Raw genomic sequence first — 15,334 nt, forward strand, 5'->3', positions numbered from 1 at the left:
AGGATCGCCAAGCGGAGTGGCGATCCTGGCGTTCAGCCCCGACACGTCGCGCCGGTTCCGCCGGTTTCCTCTCGCTGCCGCGGTCCCAGCACCGGGCAGGTTCGAACCTGACACATTCAATCGACCGTTGCCTTAGGGGTGCGCGCCGAGTTCGCCGAGGGCGAGGATGGCGTCTTTGCGCTCGGGGGCGGCCTTCGGCGACAAGTCGAGGTAGCGCCGGTAGTGCTCGATGGCATCGGCGAATTTGCCCGCCTTCTGCAGAGCCTGCGCGCATGCCAGCTGCGCGGGAACGAACCACGGCGGGGCCGGGTCCATCTTGTTGGCCTCGCCGACGGCGAAGACGAGGTGCTTCGAGGCGTCGCCCACCGTGCCGCGCTCGAGGAGGAGACGGCCGTATCGGTAGCGCCAATAGGGCTGCGACTCGTTGATCTTCAGGGCCTTCTGCCACGTGATGAAGGCGTTCTGCGAGTCGTTGCGCGACTCGTAGCTCTCGGCCAAATCGGCGTAGATCTCACCGCGCTCGGGATCGAGCTCCAGGGCGCGTTTGAGATCGGTGATGGCACCGGCGCTATTGCTCGCCTTGCGTTGCTCGATGCCGCGGTGCCAGTAGCCCTCTGCGAGGTCGCGCTCGACCGGAGCGACGTTGGGGAGCTTGGCGCGCGCTTCCTCGAGCTTGGTCTCGGCTTCTTTGCCGCGGCCTTTGAGGGCGAGGAGCCGGGTCAAGCCGGCATAAGGCAACGCCGCGTCGGTGGATTTGGCATCGGCAACGCCAATGGCGCGAAGGTATTCGCGCTCGGCAGTCTCCTGGTTGCCGAGGGCTTCGTCGCTGCGGGCGAGCCAGTAGGCGATGCGCAGGTCCTTGGGGTAATCCTTGCCGGCAGCCGTGAGCTGCGCTTTCGCCTCGCTGATGCGATCGAGGGAAAGCTTGGCCTTGGCAGCACCGGTGATGGCGATCGGCGTGGGCTCGCTCTCCAGGGCTTTTTCGAAACTGGACAGTGCCTCGGCGTACTTGCCTTCGCCGTAGGCGATGTCGCCTTGGGCGACGAGGAGGTCGCTGGCACGCGGATCGAGCTTCGAGCCTTGCTCGAGCGCGGCCTTGGCCTCGGCGGTTTTTCCCTTGGCAGCCTCGATGAGGGCACGCAGAGCCCACGCGTCGGCGAGCTCGCGCGGGGAGGCCGCCTCACGGGCTGGGCCTTCGAGCACGGCCGCCAGATCTTCCGAAACGGCGTCGTTGTGTTGGCGTTCCCACGTCGCTTTGGCGCGAAGGACCCTGGCACCGACGTGCCGTGGGGAGGCCGACAACGTGGCGTCGATGGCGTTGGTTAGTTCGCTGAAATCGTTCGCGAGATAATGGGCGCGGGCCAACCCGAAGTGCGCACGGGCGGTGCGACGTTTCGCCAAGGCGCGGGTGAACGCTTCGAGGGCGGCCGGCGCATCTTTCGCGCGAAGGGCAATTTCGCCGCGCATGGCGAGAGCGTCTTCGGAGGCGTCCCCCGCGGACGCGAGGAGTGACTTGGCTTTGTCGAGATCCGCGGCGGTCGAAAAGCGAAGTTGCACCTCGGTGTCGGCGACATGGAGGTATTCGGCGAGACCTTTTGCGCGCGGGGCCTGCTGTTGGGCGCGGGTGAGCGCTTGGAGTGCGGCCTTGGCATCCGGGAAGACGTCCGCTCCCAGACTGACACGCGTCTTTTCGGCGGAGGCGACGAGAAGGTTTGCGTATTCGTCCGCGTGCAGTTTGTCGGAGATGGCAATGCGCCCAAAGGCCCCATAGGGCGTGGCCTCGAGCGCAAGCCCCGCCGCCGCCACGAGTCCAATGGCCCATACCGGCGCCCGCCTCGGCTTCTTCACCGCAACCGAGACACTCGGCTCCGGCTTTCGCTCGGCCGGATCGGGCTCCTTCGCTGCAACCGGCTCCGGCTCCGGCTCGGGCTCCGGTTCTTTCTCAACGACGGGCTCGGGCTCCTTCGCTGCAACCGGCTCCGGTTCGGGCTCCGACTCCTTCGCAACAACCGGCTCCGGCTCGGGCTCCGGCTCGACTTCTTCCGTCGCGGATTCCGGAGCCGCTTCTTCCTGTTCCGGTTCTTCGGCCGTCGATTCTTCTTTGGCAGAAACTTCTTCGGGTTCCGACTCCGATTCGGATTCCGACTCCGATTCGGATTCCGACTCCGATTCGGACTCCGACTCCGATTCGGACTCCGGCCTCACGTGCTCGGGCTCGTTCACGTCCTCGTGCTCGTTCACGTCTTCGGGCACGGGCACGGGCACGATCTTCTCTTCGACCCGAGCCGGAACAGCGGACACCGAAGCAGGAGCCCCCGCCAACGCGGAAACCCCCGGATCCGAATCCACACTCCAATCGAGCCCTTCGAGGATCGCCTCGTCCTCCGCCACCGCGAGAAGCGCAGCCTCCTCCGCCCCCGTAGCGTCGGCCTCCTCCTCCTTCACCTCGAGGACGGGTTCGTCGCTGAGCGACGGCTGCCGTCTTCGCTGGCCCGCGTACGGCATCGTGTTCGCGCGTTTCTTCAACGGCGAATCGGCTTCCGCGGCGGGTGCCGGCACCGGAACGGGCGGCCCCGCAAAGGGAATCGGCGGGGTCGAGCGCGCGGGCGGCGGCTGGGAGGGCGGCGGTGGCGGGGTGGAGCCCTTCTGCGGATTCAGAATGTCGTCGAGCGTCCCGAAGATCAGCGTGCTCGTTCCCGCACGACGAAGGCGGGCCGCCGCGGCCTTCGTGCCCTCGACCATGAAATTGTGCCCGCACTTCGGACATCGCATGGGAAGCCCCGCGGCGGGGACCCTGCGTTCATCGACCTGGAACGGCGTTTTGCACTTCTCGCACTCGACTCGGAGCATGGATTCGGTGAGCTATATGGCCACGCGGTTCTTTCCTCCACGCTTGGCGCGGTACATCGCCTGATCGGCAGCGCGAAAGAGACCTTCGGCATCCGTGGCATCGCCTGGCAACGAAGCGACGCCAAGGCTGATGCCCGGGTGGACGGTGATGCCATTGCGTTGGAACACGTGTGCACGAATGGCCTCGCGGATGTTGTCCGCAATGCGCACGGCTTCGTCTTTGGCCACGCCGGGTAGTGCCGCTGCGAACTCGTCACCGCCGAAGCGCGTGGCGAATCCTTGCGCCGCAATCACGCGGCCAATGACCTGACCCGAGGTGCCAATCACGAAGGCTCCCATATCATGCCCGTGCGTGTCGTTGATGCCCTTCACGCCGTCGAGGTCCATCACGATGCAGCTCACCACGTCGACGGTTCCGATGTCCACCGCGGCCACCGTCGTGGCAAGCTGCGCGTCGAAGCGACGCTTGACCCAGAGACCGCTCAACTCGTCCTCGCTCAGCATTCGCTCGAGCTCGGCGTTGAAGCCCTGCTGGATGGCATCCTGCTCTTGAAACTCCAAGATCGTCTTGCCGAGGACGATGCGATCGCCCGGCTTCAGACGCGAGTCCGACACACGTTCGCTGTTGAGCAAGGTGCCGTTCGTGCTCGAAAGATCGACCACGGCCCACTCGCCCGCGCCGCGGTCTTCGAAGCGCACGTGACGCCAGGAGACGCTCTCGTCGCGCAGCGGAAGACTCGCCGACGGATCGCGCCCCACTTCCACCGAGCGGTCCAAGCGAAGGCGCATGCCGACCTCGGGGCCAGCCACCACGATGAGCACCGGCCGGGAATGCTTGCGCAGCTCGGCTTGGAGCGCTTCGCGAAACTGATTGTTGTCGACCAGGGGCTTGGTCCGCAGATGCGCTTTCCGCGGCCTCGAACCACCCTTCGAGTCATCATCGGGCATGCGAGCCCAGGGTATCACAGCCCGACTCCCCTTCTTCAAGTTTGGCCCTAGGGTCGCGCCGGAGCCATTTTTTCGATGCCAACGTCCTCTCCAAGTAGTTTCGGAGCCATCCCACTTTCCCCTTCTCTTACCCGCGGTTCAGAAAGCACCCTCGCCCCCAGCGCGGTCTCGACAGGTACGTTGGCGGCAAGCGCAGCCGTTGTAGACGGACCAAGATCCGGGAACATCGCCGCCTACGGGTGGATGGCGCTCAGCGCCGCCCTGTTCGCCGCGATGTACTTCTTCGCGCACCTGGCCAGCACCGGTCGCAACGTCCCTTGGACCTTGGTCGCCGCCACCCGCGCCGGCATCGGCGCCCTCGTGGCCATCGCCGTCGCCAAGATGCGCGGCGTCCCCTTCGTGGCCAAAAGCACACCGAAGATGTGGATGCGCAGCGCCTTCGGCACCATTTCGATGCTCTGTACCTTCTATGCCACCGGCACGCCGGACCTGGCGCTCGGCGACGCCATCACCTTGGTGAACCTCGCGCCGGTGATGCTCGCATTTCTCGCACCGCTGATGCTGGGAGAGCGCTCGGGGCGCCGCATGGCCGTTGCCATTCCGTTGTCGCTCGCTGGCGTCATTTGCATCGTCCGCCCGGCATTCATTTTTGGTCACGAGGTGGCCAACGCCAAAATGCTCCTTCCGGCGTCCGTGGCCATTGCGGGCTCCTTTTTCGGCAGCATCGCCATGATCATGCTCCGACAGGTGAGCGATCGTGAGTCGCCGGAGGCGATTGCCACGCATTTTTCCCTGACCGCGGCGATCGCCATGCTGGTGCTCTCCATTCCGGGCGTGTGGGGAGCGAGGTCCCTTCCCGGCCTGATGGACTTCGGCATCATGGTGGTTGCCGGACTCTGTGCTGGGTTTGCGCAACTGGCCATGACCCGCGCGTATGCCCTGGAATTGGCGGCCCGGGTGAGCCCGTTCAGTTATTTGCAAGTCGTGGTTGGTGCGCTCTTGGGAGCCTTCGCCTTGTCTCAATGGCCGGATCGGCTGGCACTCGTCGGCATGCTGTTGGTCATTGCAGGCGGCGTTTTCGTGAGCATCGTAAGCCTGCGCGAACAGCGACGAAGGGCGTCGTAGAGCACTCACCAATCCCTCGGACGGGAATTCGAAGAGCGCGCTATGCCCCATTTGCCGATTGGTTCGTGCTAGTTGGGGAATGAGGTTTGATGGACCGTCTCGTCGTCGTCGGCGCGCGACAACACAATCTGAAGAACGTCGATTTGTCGCTTCCCCGCGGCAAATTGGTCGTTTTTACCGGCCCCAGTGGCTCGGGTAAGTCATCACTGGCGTTCGATACGATCTACGCGGAAGGCCAGCGACGCTACGTCGAGTCGCTGAGCGCCTACGCGCGCCAATTTCTCGAGCAGCTCGCCAAGCCGGACGTGCAGCGCATCGACGGTCTGTCGCCGGCCATCGCCATCGAACAGCGTCCGCTAGCCAAATCACCGCGATCGACCGTCGGTACGGTGACCGAAATTGCGGACTACCTGAGGCTACTTTTTGCGCGCGTGGGCGTCCCCCACTGTCCCAATTGCGGAAAGCGCATCGAAGCGCAGACGGTCCAACAGATCGTCGACCACGTGCTGGCCTTGGCCGATGGGACGAGGCTTTCCCTCCTCGCGCCCATCGTGCGCGCACGCCGCGGTGAGCTCAAACTCGAACTGGAACGCCTGCGGCGCGAAGGATTCGTCCGCGTCCGCATCGACGATTCGGTGGTCGACCTCGGCGACGAGATCCAGCTCGACGGACGCAAAGCGCACGACTTGGACGTGGTGGTCGACCGCATCGTCCTCAAAGAAGGACTCAAAGGTCGTCTAACCGACAGCGTGGAGCTCGCACTCAAATTGGGTGAGGGACGGCTGCTCGTCGCGGTGGAAGGCCAGGAGCCTTTTTGGCTTTCGGAGCGGTTTGCCTGCGTCGATTGCGGGATTTCGCTGCCGCCCATCGAGCCGCGTATTTTCTCGTTCAATGGACCGCACGGAGCCTGTCCGGCGTGCGATGGATTGGGCGCCCGCGTGGTGGTGGATCCCGAACGCGTGATTGGCGATCCAAAACGCACCTTGCGCGAAGGCGTGGTGCTCGCGTGGGGCCGGCGCGGATCCGTGGCCTTGGCCACCGAGGTGGCGCGGGCGGTCGAAACGCTGAGCGTCGATCCCGACGTGCCCTGGGGAAAGATGCGCGAGGCGCAGCGCAAGGCGATTCTCTTTGGGACTGAGAGTCCCCCTCTGCCCGGCCCTCCTCCAGAGGGGGATGGATCCGCAACGGCAAAGAAGACCGCGAAGCGCGGGAAGAAGAAGGCGACGTACGAGGGAATCGTCCCGCGGCTGACCGCACTGCAGATGGCCGAAGGCCAGAATGGCGAGGACTTCAACGACGACGATCCCGACGCCAGCGAGGGCGCGATTGGCGAAGACGAGCTCGGGCGCTTCCTGGCCACGCGGACGTGCGATGCATGCCACGGGCGCCGGCTCCGGCCCGAGGCGCTCGCGGTGAAGCTCGGTGAAAAAGATATTTCGGAATTGGGGACGATGCCCTTGCGGCATCTCGGCGCCTTTCTGGACAAGCTCAAAGCCGAAGGCGGCGTGGAGGAGATGGCCGCGCGGGAACGTGCGATTGCCGAACCGCTCATCAATGCGGTGACCGCGCGCCTCGGGTTCCTCGTGGACGTGGGACTCGATTACCTCTCGCTCGATCGAAGCGCGCAGACGCTCTCCAGCGGCGAAGGCCAGCGCATTCGCCTGGCCACGCAGATTGGCGCGGCGCTCGTCGGCGTCATGTACGTCCTCGACGAGCCCTCCGTCGGACTTCACGCCCGCGACAATGCGCGCCTCATCGAGGCGCAGGCGCGCCTGCGCGATCTGGGCAACACCGTGCTGGTCGTCGAGCACGATCGCGAGGCCATCCTCGCCGCCGACCACGTCGTGGACATGGGCCCCGGGGCCGGTGTGCACGGCGGCCAGGTCATCAGCCAGGGCACGCCGGCCGAGGTCATGGCCGATCCGGCGTCGCTCACCGGGCCGTACCTCTCGGGCGAGCGCACCCTCCCCGTCATGCGCGATCGACGCCCCGCCGGCCGCGGCGAAGTGCGCGTCGTTGGTGCGCGCGCGCACAATCTGCGGAATGTCACGGCGGAGATCCCCATCGGCCTTTTGACGTGCATCACCGGCGTCTCGGGCAGCGGGAAGTCCAGCCTGATCGTGGACACGTTGCTGCCCGCGGCGCGGAGCAAGCTTTACCTCGCCACCGCCCCGGTGGGCGAATGCGACGGCGTCGAAGGGCTCGAGCAGATCGACAAGGTCATCTCCATCGACCAAGCGCCGCTCGGCCGCACGCCGCGGTCCAATCCCGCCACCTACACCGGCGTGTTCGCGCAACTGCGCGAGCTTTACGCGAACCTGCCCGATGCGCGCGCGCGCGGCTACAAGCCGGGGAGATTCTCCTTCAACGTCAAAGGCGGCCGCTGCGAAGCGTGCCAGGGTGACGGCCTTCTGCGCGTGGAGATGCACTTCCTGCCGGACATCTTCGTCACCTGCGACACATGCGCGGGCAAGCGCTACAACCGCGAGACCCTCGAGATTCACTACCGCGGCCTCTCCATCGCCGACTCCCTCGAGCTCACCGTCGAGCAGGCGAGCCAGACCTTCGACGCCATTCCGCGCGTCTTCGAGCGGCTCGAGGCGCTGCGCAAAGTCGGCCTGGGGTACCTCACCTTGGGGCAATCCGCGACCACGCTTTCGGGCGGTGAAGCGCAGCGCGTGAAGCTCGCGCGCGAGCTCGCGCGCAAGGCTACCGGGCGCACCCTCTACGTGCTCGACGAACCGACCACCGGCCTTCACTTCTCGGACATCGAGGTGCTCCTCACCGCCTTGTTCGATTTGCGCGACCAGGGCAACACCATCGTCATCATCGAGCACAACCTCGATGTCGTGGCCTGCGCCGATTGGGTCATCGACCTGGGCCCCGAGGGCGGCGAAGGCGGCGGCAAGATCGTCACCGTGGGCACCCCCGAGCAAGTCGCCAAGAGCGGCATCGCCCACACGAGCCACTACCTCCGCGAAGTGCTCGACCGCGCCAGCGACACGCAGCCCAAATCGAAGCGCATCAAATCGACCGGGTAGCAGCCGAAGAATTTGAACAGGGAGATCGGGAGATCGGGAGCAGTGAAAGTTTTTGAAATTCAAAAACTCCCGATCTCCCGATCTCCGTGTCAAACCCTCACTTCTTGCGGCGGTGCGCGGGCAGGATGGGGGGGATGACGGCGTCCGTTGGGCGGCGGCGCAAGGCCGCGGGGAGGCCCTCGGTCAGAATGGACAGCACGGCATCGGCCAGGGGGCGGCGCTCCTGTTGGCGTGAGTGAATCAGGCTGATGCGCCGCACGGGCACCGGCGGTGAGAAGGAGCGCAGTTGCGACTTGCGCTCGGGCGCGAGCCGGTTGGCGACGAGCTCGGGCAGCAAGGTGAGGCCGTGGCCCGTGTCGACGATGTCGATGAGCGTGTCCAAGCTCCCCGCCTCGAAGCGCACGCCGCCGTCGGAGGGCTGCTGCCGCAGGTCGATGCTGCACAGGTGGAGAATCTGCGTGCGGAAGCAGTGCTCTTCGGAAAGCAGCCACGGCTTGTACTCGACGAGATCGCTCTGGCGAATCTCGGTTTGCTTGCCCAAAGGATGCTTGGGCGAGAGGTAGACGAAGAACCGCTCGAAGCCGAGATGCCGTTCGTGAATGGCAGGGCTACCCAATGGCGTGACGGCGAGACCGCCATCGACGGTATCTTCCAGCAGACGGCGCACCAAAAGATCGGTTGGTAGCTCTTCGATGACCAAGTGCACACGCGGATAAGCTTTGGTGAATGACGACACCAAACGCGGGATGAGCGTGCGTGCCAACGTGGGGATCACTCCGAGGCGGTAGGAGCCCGCCACGACGTCGAACGACTGCGTCACATCCGGAAGGCGCGCGCACTCGCGCAGCACCTGTCGCGCTTGCGTCACCACGCGCGTGCCCACGTCGGTGGGCACGACGGGCGATTTTCCTCGGTCAAAGAGGCATACGCCGAGGATCTCTTCCAGCCGACGGATCTGCATGCTGAGCGCCGGTTGAGACACACGGCAGCTCTCGGCTGCGCCGCGGAACGAGCGATGCTCGTCGACGGCGAGGAGGTAACGCAGTTGCGTGAGCGTCAATGCGGATACATCCATGTCGAACCCTTCCGTCGCGTCGGACTACCCGAAGCCGATAACTTGAAACTATCAGCTCATCATCGTCTTCGATTGGAAGGTTTTCGCGTTTAAGCAGAGAGTCTTTGGTCGGAGGTGGTCGTCATGCGACGAGAGGACGTCCAGATGCCCCACGTTGGCCGATGGCGTAGGGGGGCTCGTGTGAGCTTTCTTGCCGTACTAATCCTGGCGGGGGCCACGGCGGGAGCCGTCAGCGCCCAGCCACAACCTGCAAAACCAGCCGCACCGCAACCACCCGCGCAAGCCGCGCCCCCTGCAGCGTCGGCGCCGCCGATTCTGCTCGGCAATGGACCGCACGGGGCCATGCCCTCGTCGGAGCAACTCACGAAGCTCCCCGGCCTTTTTTCCAAGGAGCCGGACGGGGCACCGCCGGCGGGCGTGGCCGACAGCTTCTGGAAAGTGCTCGTCCCCTCGGACAACGCCTTCGATGCGAAGCGCGTGGCGCTGGGCAAAAAGCTCTACTTCGATACGCGCCTCTCACGCGATGGAACCGTCTCGTGTGCGACCTGTCACGACGTGAGCCGAGGCTTCACCGATCGGCGGCCCACCTCGGAGGGCGTCGATGGCAAGCTCGGGCGCCGCAACGCGCCCACGTCGATGAACGCGATGTTCTTCAACACGCTGTTTCTCGACGGCCGCGCGGCCTCCCTCGAGGAGCAGGCGCGGTTGCCCATCGTGAACCCGATTGAAATGGGCATGCCTGACGGCGCGGCGGCCACCAAGGCGATCGCGGCCGTCCCCGAATACCAGCGCGACTTCCAGGCCGCGTACGGGCGGGCGGTGAGCTACGAGGACATCGGCCGCGCGATTGCAGCCTTCGAGCGAACCCTGGTGTTCCTCGATGCACCGTTCGACCGATTCACCGTCGGCGACGCCGCGGCGCTGTCCGACGATGCGAAGGGCGGCTGGGCGCTCTTCAATGGAAAGGCGCGCTGCTCGACCTGTCATCAATTCAGCTCGAACAGCCCCATCGGCACGAACAACAAGTTCCACAACATCGGCGTCTCCGCCCGGCACCAGGACTTCAACAAGCTCGCCGGCCGGGCCCTCACCTCCTTGGAGAAGAGCAACACCAAGGAGACGATGGACCAGATGGCCCTCGAGACGGACCTTTCCGAGCTCGGGCGCTTCGTGGTGACCCGCAACCGCTCGGACATTGGCGGGTTCAAGACATCGCAATTACGCAACATCGGAATCACGTCGCCGTACATGCACGACGGGTCGATGCAAACGCTGTGGGACGTGGTGGATCACTACAACAAAGGCGGCGAGGCGAATCCGTTCCTCGACGGCGGCATCGAGCCGCTGGCGTTGAGCGAGCGCGAAGTCGACCAGGTGGTGGCGTTCCTATTTTCGCTGACCGACAAACGGTTCGCCGAGGCGAATCAAAAAGAGTTCGACCGCCAGCGTGCGGTGGCCCAAAAGAGCCGCCCCTTCCGCGACGACGCGCTCGCCAATCGCAAGAAATTGCCCTTCGAGGCTCAGAAATAGAGGTACGTCATGACGACCAAAAAGAGCGCCTGGAAGAGCATCGAAACGAAGCACATGGAGGAGCGCGATAGCCTGTTTCGCGGACTCGCGAAGCTGGATCGCCGGAGCTTCATGAAGGTATCGCTCGCCGCCGGTGCCGCGGTGGCCAGCCAGGGTCTGGTCACGCCGCACTCGTTCCAACCGGTGAAGGTGGCCTACGGGCAGACACCGGGCGGGCAAAAAGGGAATTTCCGTTTCGCGTACATTTCCGATTCGCACTTGTACGAGCGGAAGCTCAATGACCGATTCGTCAACGCACTGATGCGCGCGGTGGACGACGTGAATGCGATGGATCCGCAGCCGGACTTCGTCTTCTACGGCGGCGATCTGGCGCAGCTCGGGCAGCCGAAGGAGCTCGAACTGGGTGCGCAGATCCTGAAGAGCCTGAAGGCCCCGCTCCGCATGATGGTGGGCGAGCACGATTGGTATTACGACTTGGGCGACAAGTGGCGGGAGCTCTTCGGGCAGCCGCAATACTCGTTCGACCACAAAGGCGTGCACTGCGTGGTGCTCAACAGCGTCGTCGAGAAGGACTTCTGGACGGCGCGCAAGCTCTCGGCCATGGACCGCATGAAGACGGTGGCGGGCCTCGACAACGGCGTGCAGAGCCCCTTCACCGTGGGCGACGAAGGTCGCGCGTGGCTGCAGAAGGACCTGGCGAAGATCCCCGCGTCGACGCCGCTCATCGTCTTTTCGCACTCACCGCTCTACAAGCTGTACAAGCCGTGGAACTTCTGGACCGATGACGCCGAACAGGTGCAGGCCATCCTGCGCAAGTTCCAAAACGTGACGGTGCTCCACGGGCATACGCATCAATTGCTGAGCAATCGCATCGGCAACATGTCGTTCCACGGATTCCTCTCCACCGCGTGGCCTTGGCCGTACGCGCCGGAGGGGCTGCCCGAGCTCACCGTTCAAATGGCGCGACCGGATCCGTTCGATCCTCAGGATGGCTGCGGAGATGGTTCGGTGCAGGTGTTGGCCAATGGCTTGGTCGACAAAGTTTACAATCTTTGGAACCGCAATCCGGTGACGGTGCGGTCGTCGTTCCTGTCGAGCAAGGGCGGCAAGGACAAACCGGCGGCTGCCGTGCGGACGAGCTTCTGAGAGGAGATCCGAATCATGTCACCGAAACGCTATTCCCTCATCGTTGTAGCGATATCCGCACTGGCGGCGCTCGATATCTCGTGCAGCTCGGCCAGCCAAGAGCCGCCGAAGACCGCCGAGAATCCGCCCGCACAGGGCACGGGGCAGAACACGGCATCGAATGGATCGGGCAAGCCTTCGGGCCAGCCGGGCGTCGAGGTCTTGCTCTGCGACGGCAAGACGAAAACCGTCGTGCCGGAAGGCACGCCGGGCACCTCGATTGCCGGTTCGCTCATGGCCGAGTGGCTGCGGCAAAACCCCAATAGCAATTGGGAAGCCGAGGAAAAAGAGCGCCACAAGCTGCAACCCGCGGCCGACAATTCGAAGTTGGTCAACGTGCAAACCAGCACGGCGGGCGCCGCCGGTGGTGCACCGAAGGCCGAGCAGGCGCAAACCTACGGCCGCGTGACCGAGCAGGACGTCGCCTTGTGGAAGGCGGAGTCCGAGCGCATCGCCACCGCCGGCTCGCGCGTCTTTCACAGTGCCGACGAATTGGGCAGCACCATCGCGGTCTCGTGCGACATGTGCCATCCCCATGCAGCGAACACGCACCCCGAAACGTATCCCAAGTTCCAACCGCAATTGGGACGCGTCGCGCTCCTGCGCGACATGATCAATTGGTGCCTCGAGCACCCCGTCCGCGCCAAGCCCATGTCCTCGGACGACCCGCGCATGCGCGGCCTCGAGGCGTACATCTACGCGCAGCGCAAAGGAAAGTCGCTGGACTACGGCCGGCACTGAATCACGAGAAGAAGAAACCGCCAGGACGCCAAAAAAGAGGCGCCAGGATCGCCAGGTGAACCAACGATAAATCCTTAATTTGGTTTTATTGCTGGTTCCGCTGGCGATCCTGGCGGCTTTGGCGTCTTGGCGGTTGCCTTCTTCCGTTGGTCATCAACGAGCGAAGAGGGCCGCCGTGTGATCGATGAAGGCCCGCACCTTGGGTTGATGATGGCGATCGGCCGGCCAGATGAGCCAGACGTCGCGACCGGCGTCGTCGGGGCGGGGCTCGTCGAACAAGGGGATCAGGGCGCCCTCGGCGAGGTCGGTGCGTACCGTGCATTCGGTGACTTGGGCGATGCCCATGCCCGAGCGAAGCGCGAAGACGACGGCGTCCGCCGTGTTGAAGACGAGGGTCGCGGGCACGTTGGCGGCGTCATCGCGCGCGCGGGTCCACGCTTGGACGCGCCCCGTCTTGGGGGAGCGGTAACGGATGCAATCGTGGCGGGAAAGCTCTTCGAGGGTGCGCGGGATGCCGCGGCGCGCGAGGTACGAGGGGGCCGCGCAGAGGATCTCGCGCACCCGGCCGACCCGCTTGGCGCGAAGGCCGCTGTCGGGCGCCTTTCCGGTGCGCAGCACCACGTCGTAGCCGCCGCCGACCACGTCGACGGGGCGCCCCTCGAAGTCCATCTCGACACGGATCTCCGGATACGCGCGCGCAAACTGCGGCAGGCTCGGTAAGACGACGGCGCGCCCCAAACCGTGGGGCACGCTCACCTTGAGCCGGCCGCGCGGGCCACTGCGTGCGGCGGTGATGGCGGCTTCCGCGGAGGCGATGCTCTCCACGACGTTCCTGGCGTGCTCGAGCACGACCTCGCCGCACTCGGTGAGGCTCAGGGTGCGCGTCGTTCGCGTGAAGAGCGCGCCGCCGAGCCGCTGCTCCAACCGGGAGACCGCCTTGGCGATGCCCGACGGCGTGCGCCCGAGCGACACCGCCGCACGCGCGAAGCTGCCGGTTTCCGCGGTGCGCACGAAGGCGAGCACGCTCGCCATCCCCACCCCGGGGTCGTCCAGAAGAAGGCTCATTGAGGACATTCTGTCCTTAATCTCCGGACACGCGCGCGCCTTTCCGCGGGATCGCGGGCTCCTTAAATCCCGCACCATGAAAGCCTCGTTCACGAAGTCCGCCGTGGGCATCTCGGCCCTTTTGTTTTTCAGTTGGCTTGCCGGATGCACCCCAGCGCAGGCACGTCCCCCGGCCGCCACGACCCCGACGTCGGCCGCGCCGCGCTCCGAATCCGTCGGCAAAAGCCCATGGGGGCCCAACGACGAAATTGGCACGCTCAACATGATGACCGTCGAATCGCGCACGGCGATCCTGTCGCGCCTCGACGTGCGCAAGGTCTACGATCTCTCGACAGACTATTTCCAAGGCATGCCGAGCTTCGACGCCTTCGGCGATCCGCACTACCAGATCTGGATGACGCACACGCCCCGCGGCACCGGCGTCGACGATCCGGCCAAGGTGGGGAACGCCCACAACGACAAGGTCTCATACACCGGCGATGCCATTTCGATGTACACGCACACGGGCACGCACATCGATGCGCTCAACCACTTCGGCCTCGACGGAGAGGTCTACAACGGCGTGAAGGCCGACGGCCACCTCGGCGACCACGGTTGGACGCGCAATGGCGTCGACAAGATGCCGCCGATCCTCGCGCGCGGTGTGCTCATCGACGTGGCCGCCTCGAAGGGCGTGGCGGTGCTCCCCAACTCGTACGCGATCACCTTGGCCGATATGCAAGCCGCCCTCGCCCGCCAATCGACGGCCTTGCAGCCGGGCGACGTCGTTCTCGTCCGAACGGGCCGCATGTCGCTCTGGCCGGATCGGGCGCGCTACGGCGGAAACGAACCCGGCCTCTCCTTCGAAGCCGCCCAATGGCTGGCCGAAGAGAAGCACGTCATGGTCATCGGCAGCGATGCGTTCGCGCCGGAGGTGCTTCCCTCGCCCCGGAAGGACAACTGGATTCCCCTCCACACGTACCTGCTCGCCCAACGAGGCATCCCCATCATCGAGGTGATCAACCTCGAGGAGCTCGCGCGCGACCGCACGTACGAATTCGCCTTCATCGCCGCGCCGCTGCGATTGCGGGGTGCGTCGGCGGCGCCGTTCCGGCCCATCGCGATACCGCTACGCCCCAAATCGTGACAGCTCGGCCTTGCGGATGGGCCGGAAAAGTTAGGGGTGGCATGAAACGGCGGGTGCGTTCTTGTGCTCCCTTGCAATTTTTGCGGCAAGGCCTCACTCTTCGGGGACCTCGCAGCCCGCGAGCAACCGCGTACGACCACGCCTCTCGATAGTCGAGATCGCGCTCAATCGTTGCGAATTCGAATCGGGAAAACATGGGCAATCGGCTCTACGTTGGCAACCTTTCGTTCCAGACCTCTCAGGAATCCATTCGCGAGGCGTTTGCGCGCTTCGGCGAAGTCGCTGAGGTGTACGTCGTTTCCGATCGGGAAACCGGTCAGCCCCGTGGCTTTGCGTTCGTGACCATGGGTTCGGCTCAAGCGGCGTCTGATGCCATCAACGAGATGAACGGCGCGCTTCTCGATGGCCGTCCGTTGAAGGTCAACGAGGCCCAAGAGCGCCCGGAGCGTGGCGGCGGCGGTGGCGGTGGCCCCCGACGCGGTCCCGGCGGTGGCGGTGGGGGTCGTGGCGGTGGTGGTGGTGGACGTGGCGGTGGCGGCGGCGGCGGCCGCAATCGCTGGTAGTCGCGACTCCAGCTTCGCCATCTCGGACGCGCCAGCTGCTCTTCGCTTCAGCTTCGGTTGCAAGCAACAGCAGCGACGGCGCGTC

General features: G+C 65.2%; 11 protein-coding genes. 7 read left to right on the forward strand and 4 right to left on the reverse strand.

Going from position 1 to position 15,334, the window contains the following annotated elements; translation table 11 throughout:
• Nucleotides 1–132: 132 nt before the first annotated feature.
• Nucleotides 133–2,850 carry a zinc-ribbon domain-containing protein gene (locus LVJ94_39190; GenBank protein WXB02920.1) on the reverse strand — a complete coding sequence of 906 codons (2,718 nt, stop codon included), beginning with the start codon at nucleotides 2,848–2,850 and terminating at the stop codon, nucleotides 133–135.
• A 12-nt stretch (nucleotides 2,851–2,862) separates the two neighbouring features.
• Nucleotides 2,863–3,798: a GGDEF domain-containing protein gene (locus tag LVJ94_39195; protein WXB02921.1), complete on the reverse strand. Its 936-nt coding sequence runs from the start codon at nucleotides 3,796–3,798 to the stop codon at nucleotides 2,863–2,865.
• Between the two features lie 243 nt (nucleotides 3,799–4,041).
• Between LVJ94_39195 and LVJ94_39200 the strand changes: the two genes are divergently transcribed.
• Nucleotides 4,042–4,923, forward strand: coding sequence for a DMT family transporter (locus LVJ94_39200; GenBank protein ID WXB02922.1), 882 nt, complete (start codon nucleotides 4,042–4,044; stop codon nucleotides 4,921–4,923).
• 89 nt (nucleotides 4,924–5,012) lie between these two features.
• Nucleotides 5,013–7,964 (forward strand): excinuclease ABC subunit UvrA, encoded by a 2,952-nt coding sequence (uvrA, locus tag LVJ94_39205; protein WXB02923.1) that lies wholly within the window; start codon nucleotides 5,013–5,015, stop codon nucleotides 7,962–7,964.
• 97 nt (nucleotides 7,965–8,061) lie between these two features.
• On the opposite strand, the gene LVJ94_39210 is transcribed toward uvrA, so the two are convergent.
• Nucleotides 8,062–9,039, reverse strand: coding sequence for a hydrogen peroxide-inducible genes activator (locus tag LVJ94_39210; GenBank protein WXB02924.1), 978 nt, complete (start codon nucleotides 9,037–9,039; stop codon nucleotides 8,062–8,064).
• A gap of 180 nt (nucleotides 9,040–9,219) precedes the next feature.
• Here LVJ94_39210 and LVJ94_39215 point away from each other — a divergent pair, with 180 nt between their 5' ends.
• The 3 genes from LVJ94_39215 to LVJ94_39225 are packed head-to-tail and all read left to right on the forward strand — an operon-like array spanning nucleotide 9,220 to nucleotide 12,495.
• Complete coding sequence (locus LVJ94_39215; protein WXB02925.1) at nucleotides 9,220–10,569, forward strand: cytochrome-c peroxidase; 1,350 nt, start codon at nucleotides 9,220–9,222, stop codon at nucleotides 10,567–10,569.
• Nucleotides 10,570–10,578: 9 nt separating this feature from the next.
• Nucleotides 10,579–11,715, forward strand: a complete 1,137-nt coding sequence (locus LVJ94_39220) for a metallophosphoesterase (GenBank protein WXB02926.1) — start codon at nucleotides 10,579–10,581, stop codon at nucleotides 11,713–11,715.
• A gap of 15 nt (nucleotides 11,716–11,730) precedes the next feature.
• Nucleotides 11,731–12,495, forward strand: a complete 765-nt coding sequence (locus LVJ94_39225; GenBank protein WXB02927.1) for a hypothetical protein — start codon at nucleotides 11,731–11,733, stop codon at nucleotides 12,493–12,495.
• A gap of 153 nt (nucleotides 12,496–12,648) precedes the next feature.
• Here the strand turns inward: LVJ94_39225 and LVJ94_39230 are convergent, their stop codons facing one another.
• On the reverse strand, nucleotides 12,649–13,560 hold the full coding sequence (locus tag LVJ94_39230) for a LysR family transcriptional regulator (protein ID WXB02928.1): 912 nt from the start codon (nucleotides 13,558–13,560) through the stop codon (nucleotides 12,649–12,651).
• 76 nt (nucleotides 13,561–13,636) lie between these two features.
• On the opposite strand from LVJ94_39230, the gene LVJ94_39235 reads away from it, so the two are divergent.
• Together LVJ94_39235 and LVJ94_39240 are read left to right on the forward strand one after the other, a co-directional pair.
• Complete coding sequence (locus LVJ94_39235; protein ID WXB02929.1) at nucleotides 13,637–14,686, forward strand: cyclase family protein; 1,050 nt, start codon at nucleotides 13,637–13,639, stop codon at nucleotides 14,684–14,686.
• Between the two features lie 194 nt (nucleotides 14,687–14,880).
• Nucleotides 14,881–15,249: an RNA-binding protein gene (locus tag LVJ94_39240; protein WXB02930.1), complete on the forward strand. Its 369-nt coding sequence runs from the start codon at nucleotides 14,881–14,883 to the stop codon at nucleotides 15,247–15,249.
• The last annotated feature ends 85 nt before the right edge of the window (nucleotides 15,250–15,334 follow it).

This window comes from Sorangiineae bacterium MSr11367 (assembly GCA_037157805.1).
Lineage (GTDB): Bacteria > Myxococcota_A > Polyangia > Polyangiales > Polyangiaceae > Pendulispora > Pendulispora rubella.

Excerpts from the sequence above, each read along its gene's own strand:
- LVJ94_39190 (WXB02920.1), bottom strand. The coding sequence starts at position 2,850 with ATGCTCCGAGTCGAGTGCGAGAAGTGCAAAACGCCGTTCCAGGTCGAT.
- LVJ94_39195 (WXB02921.1), bottom strand. The coding sequence starts at position 3,798 with ATGCCCGATGATGACTCGAAGGGTGGTTCGAGGCCGCGGAAAGCGCAT.
- LVJ94_39200 (WXB02922.1), top strand. The coding sequence starts at position 4,042 with ATGGCGCTCAGCGCCGCCCTGTTCGCCGCGATGTACTTCTTCGCGCAC.
- uvrA (WXB02923.1), top strand. The coding sequence starts at position 5,013 with ATGGACCGTCTCGTCGTCGTCGGCGCGCGACAACACAATCTGAAGAAC.
- LVJ94_39210 (WXB02924.1), bottom strand. The coding sequence starts at position 9,039 with ATGGATGTATCCGCATTGACGCTCACGCAACTGCGTTACCTCCTCGCC.
- LVJ94_39220 (WXB02926.1), top strand. The coding sequence starts at position 10,579 with ATGACGACCAAAAAGAGCGCCTGGAAGAGCATCGAAACGAAGCACATG.
- LVJ94_39225 (WXB02927.1), top strand. The coding sequence starts at position 11,731 with ATGTCACCGAAACGCTATTCCCTCATCGTTGTAGCGATATCCGCACTG.
- LVJ94_39230 (WXB02928.1), bottom strand. The coding sequence starts at position 13,560 with ATGAGCCTTCTTCTGGACGACCCCGGGGTGGGGATGGCGAGCGTGCTC.
- LVJ94_39235 (WXB02929.1), top strand. The coding sequence starts at position 13,637 with ATGAAAGCCTCGTTCACGAAGTCCGCCGTGGGCATCTCGGCCCTTTTG.
- LVJ94_39240 (WXB02930.1), top strand. The coding sequence starts at position 14,881 with ATGGGCAATCGGCTCTACGTTGGCAACCTTTCGTTCCAGACCTCTCAG.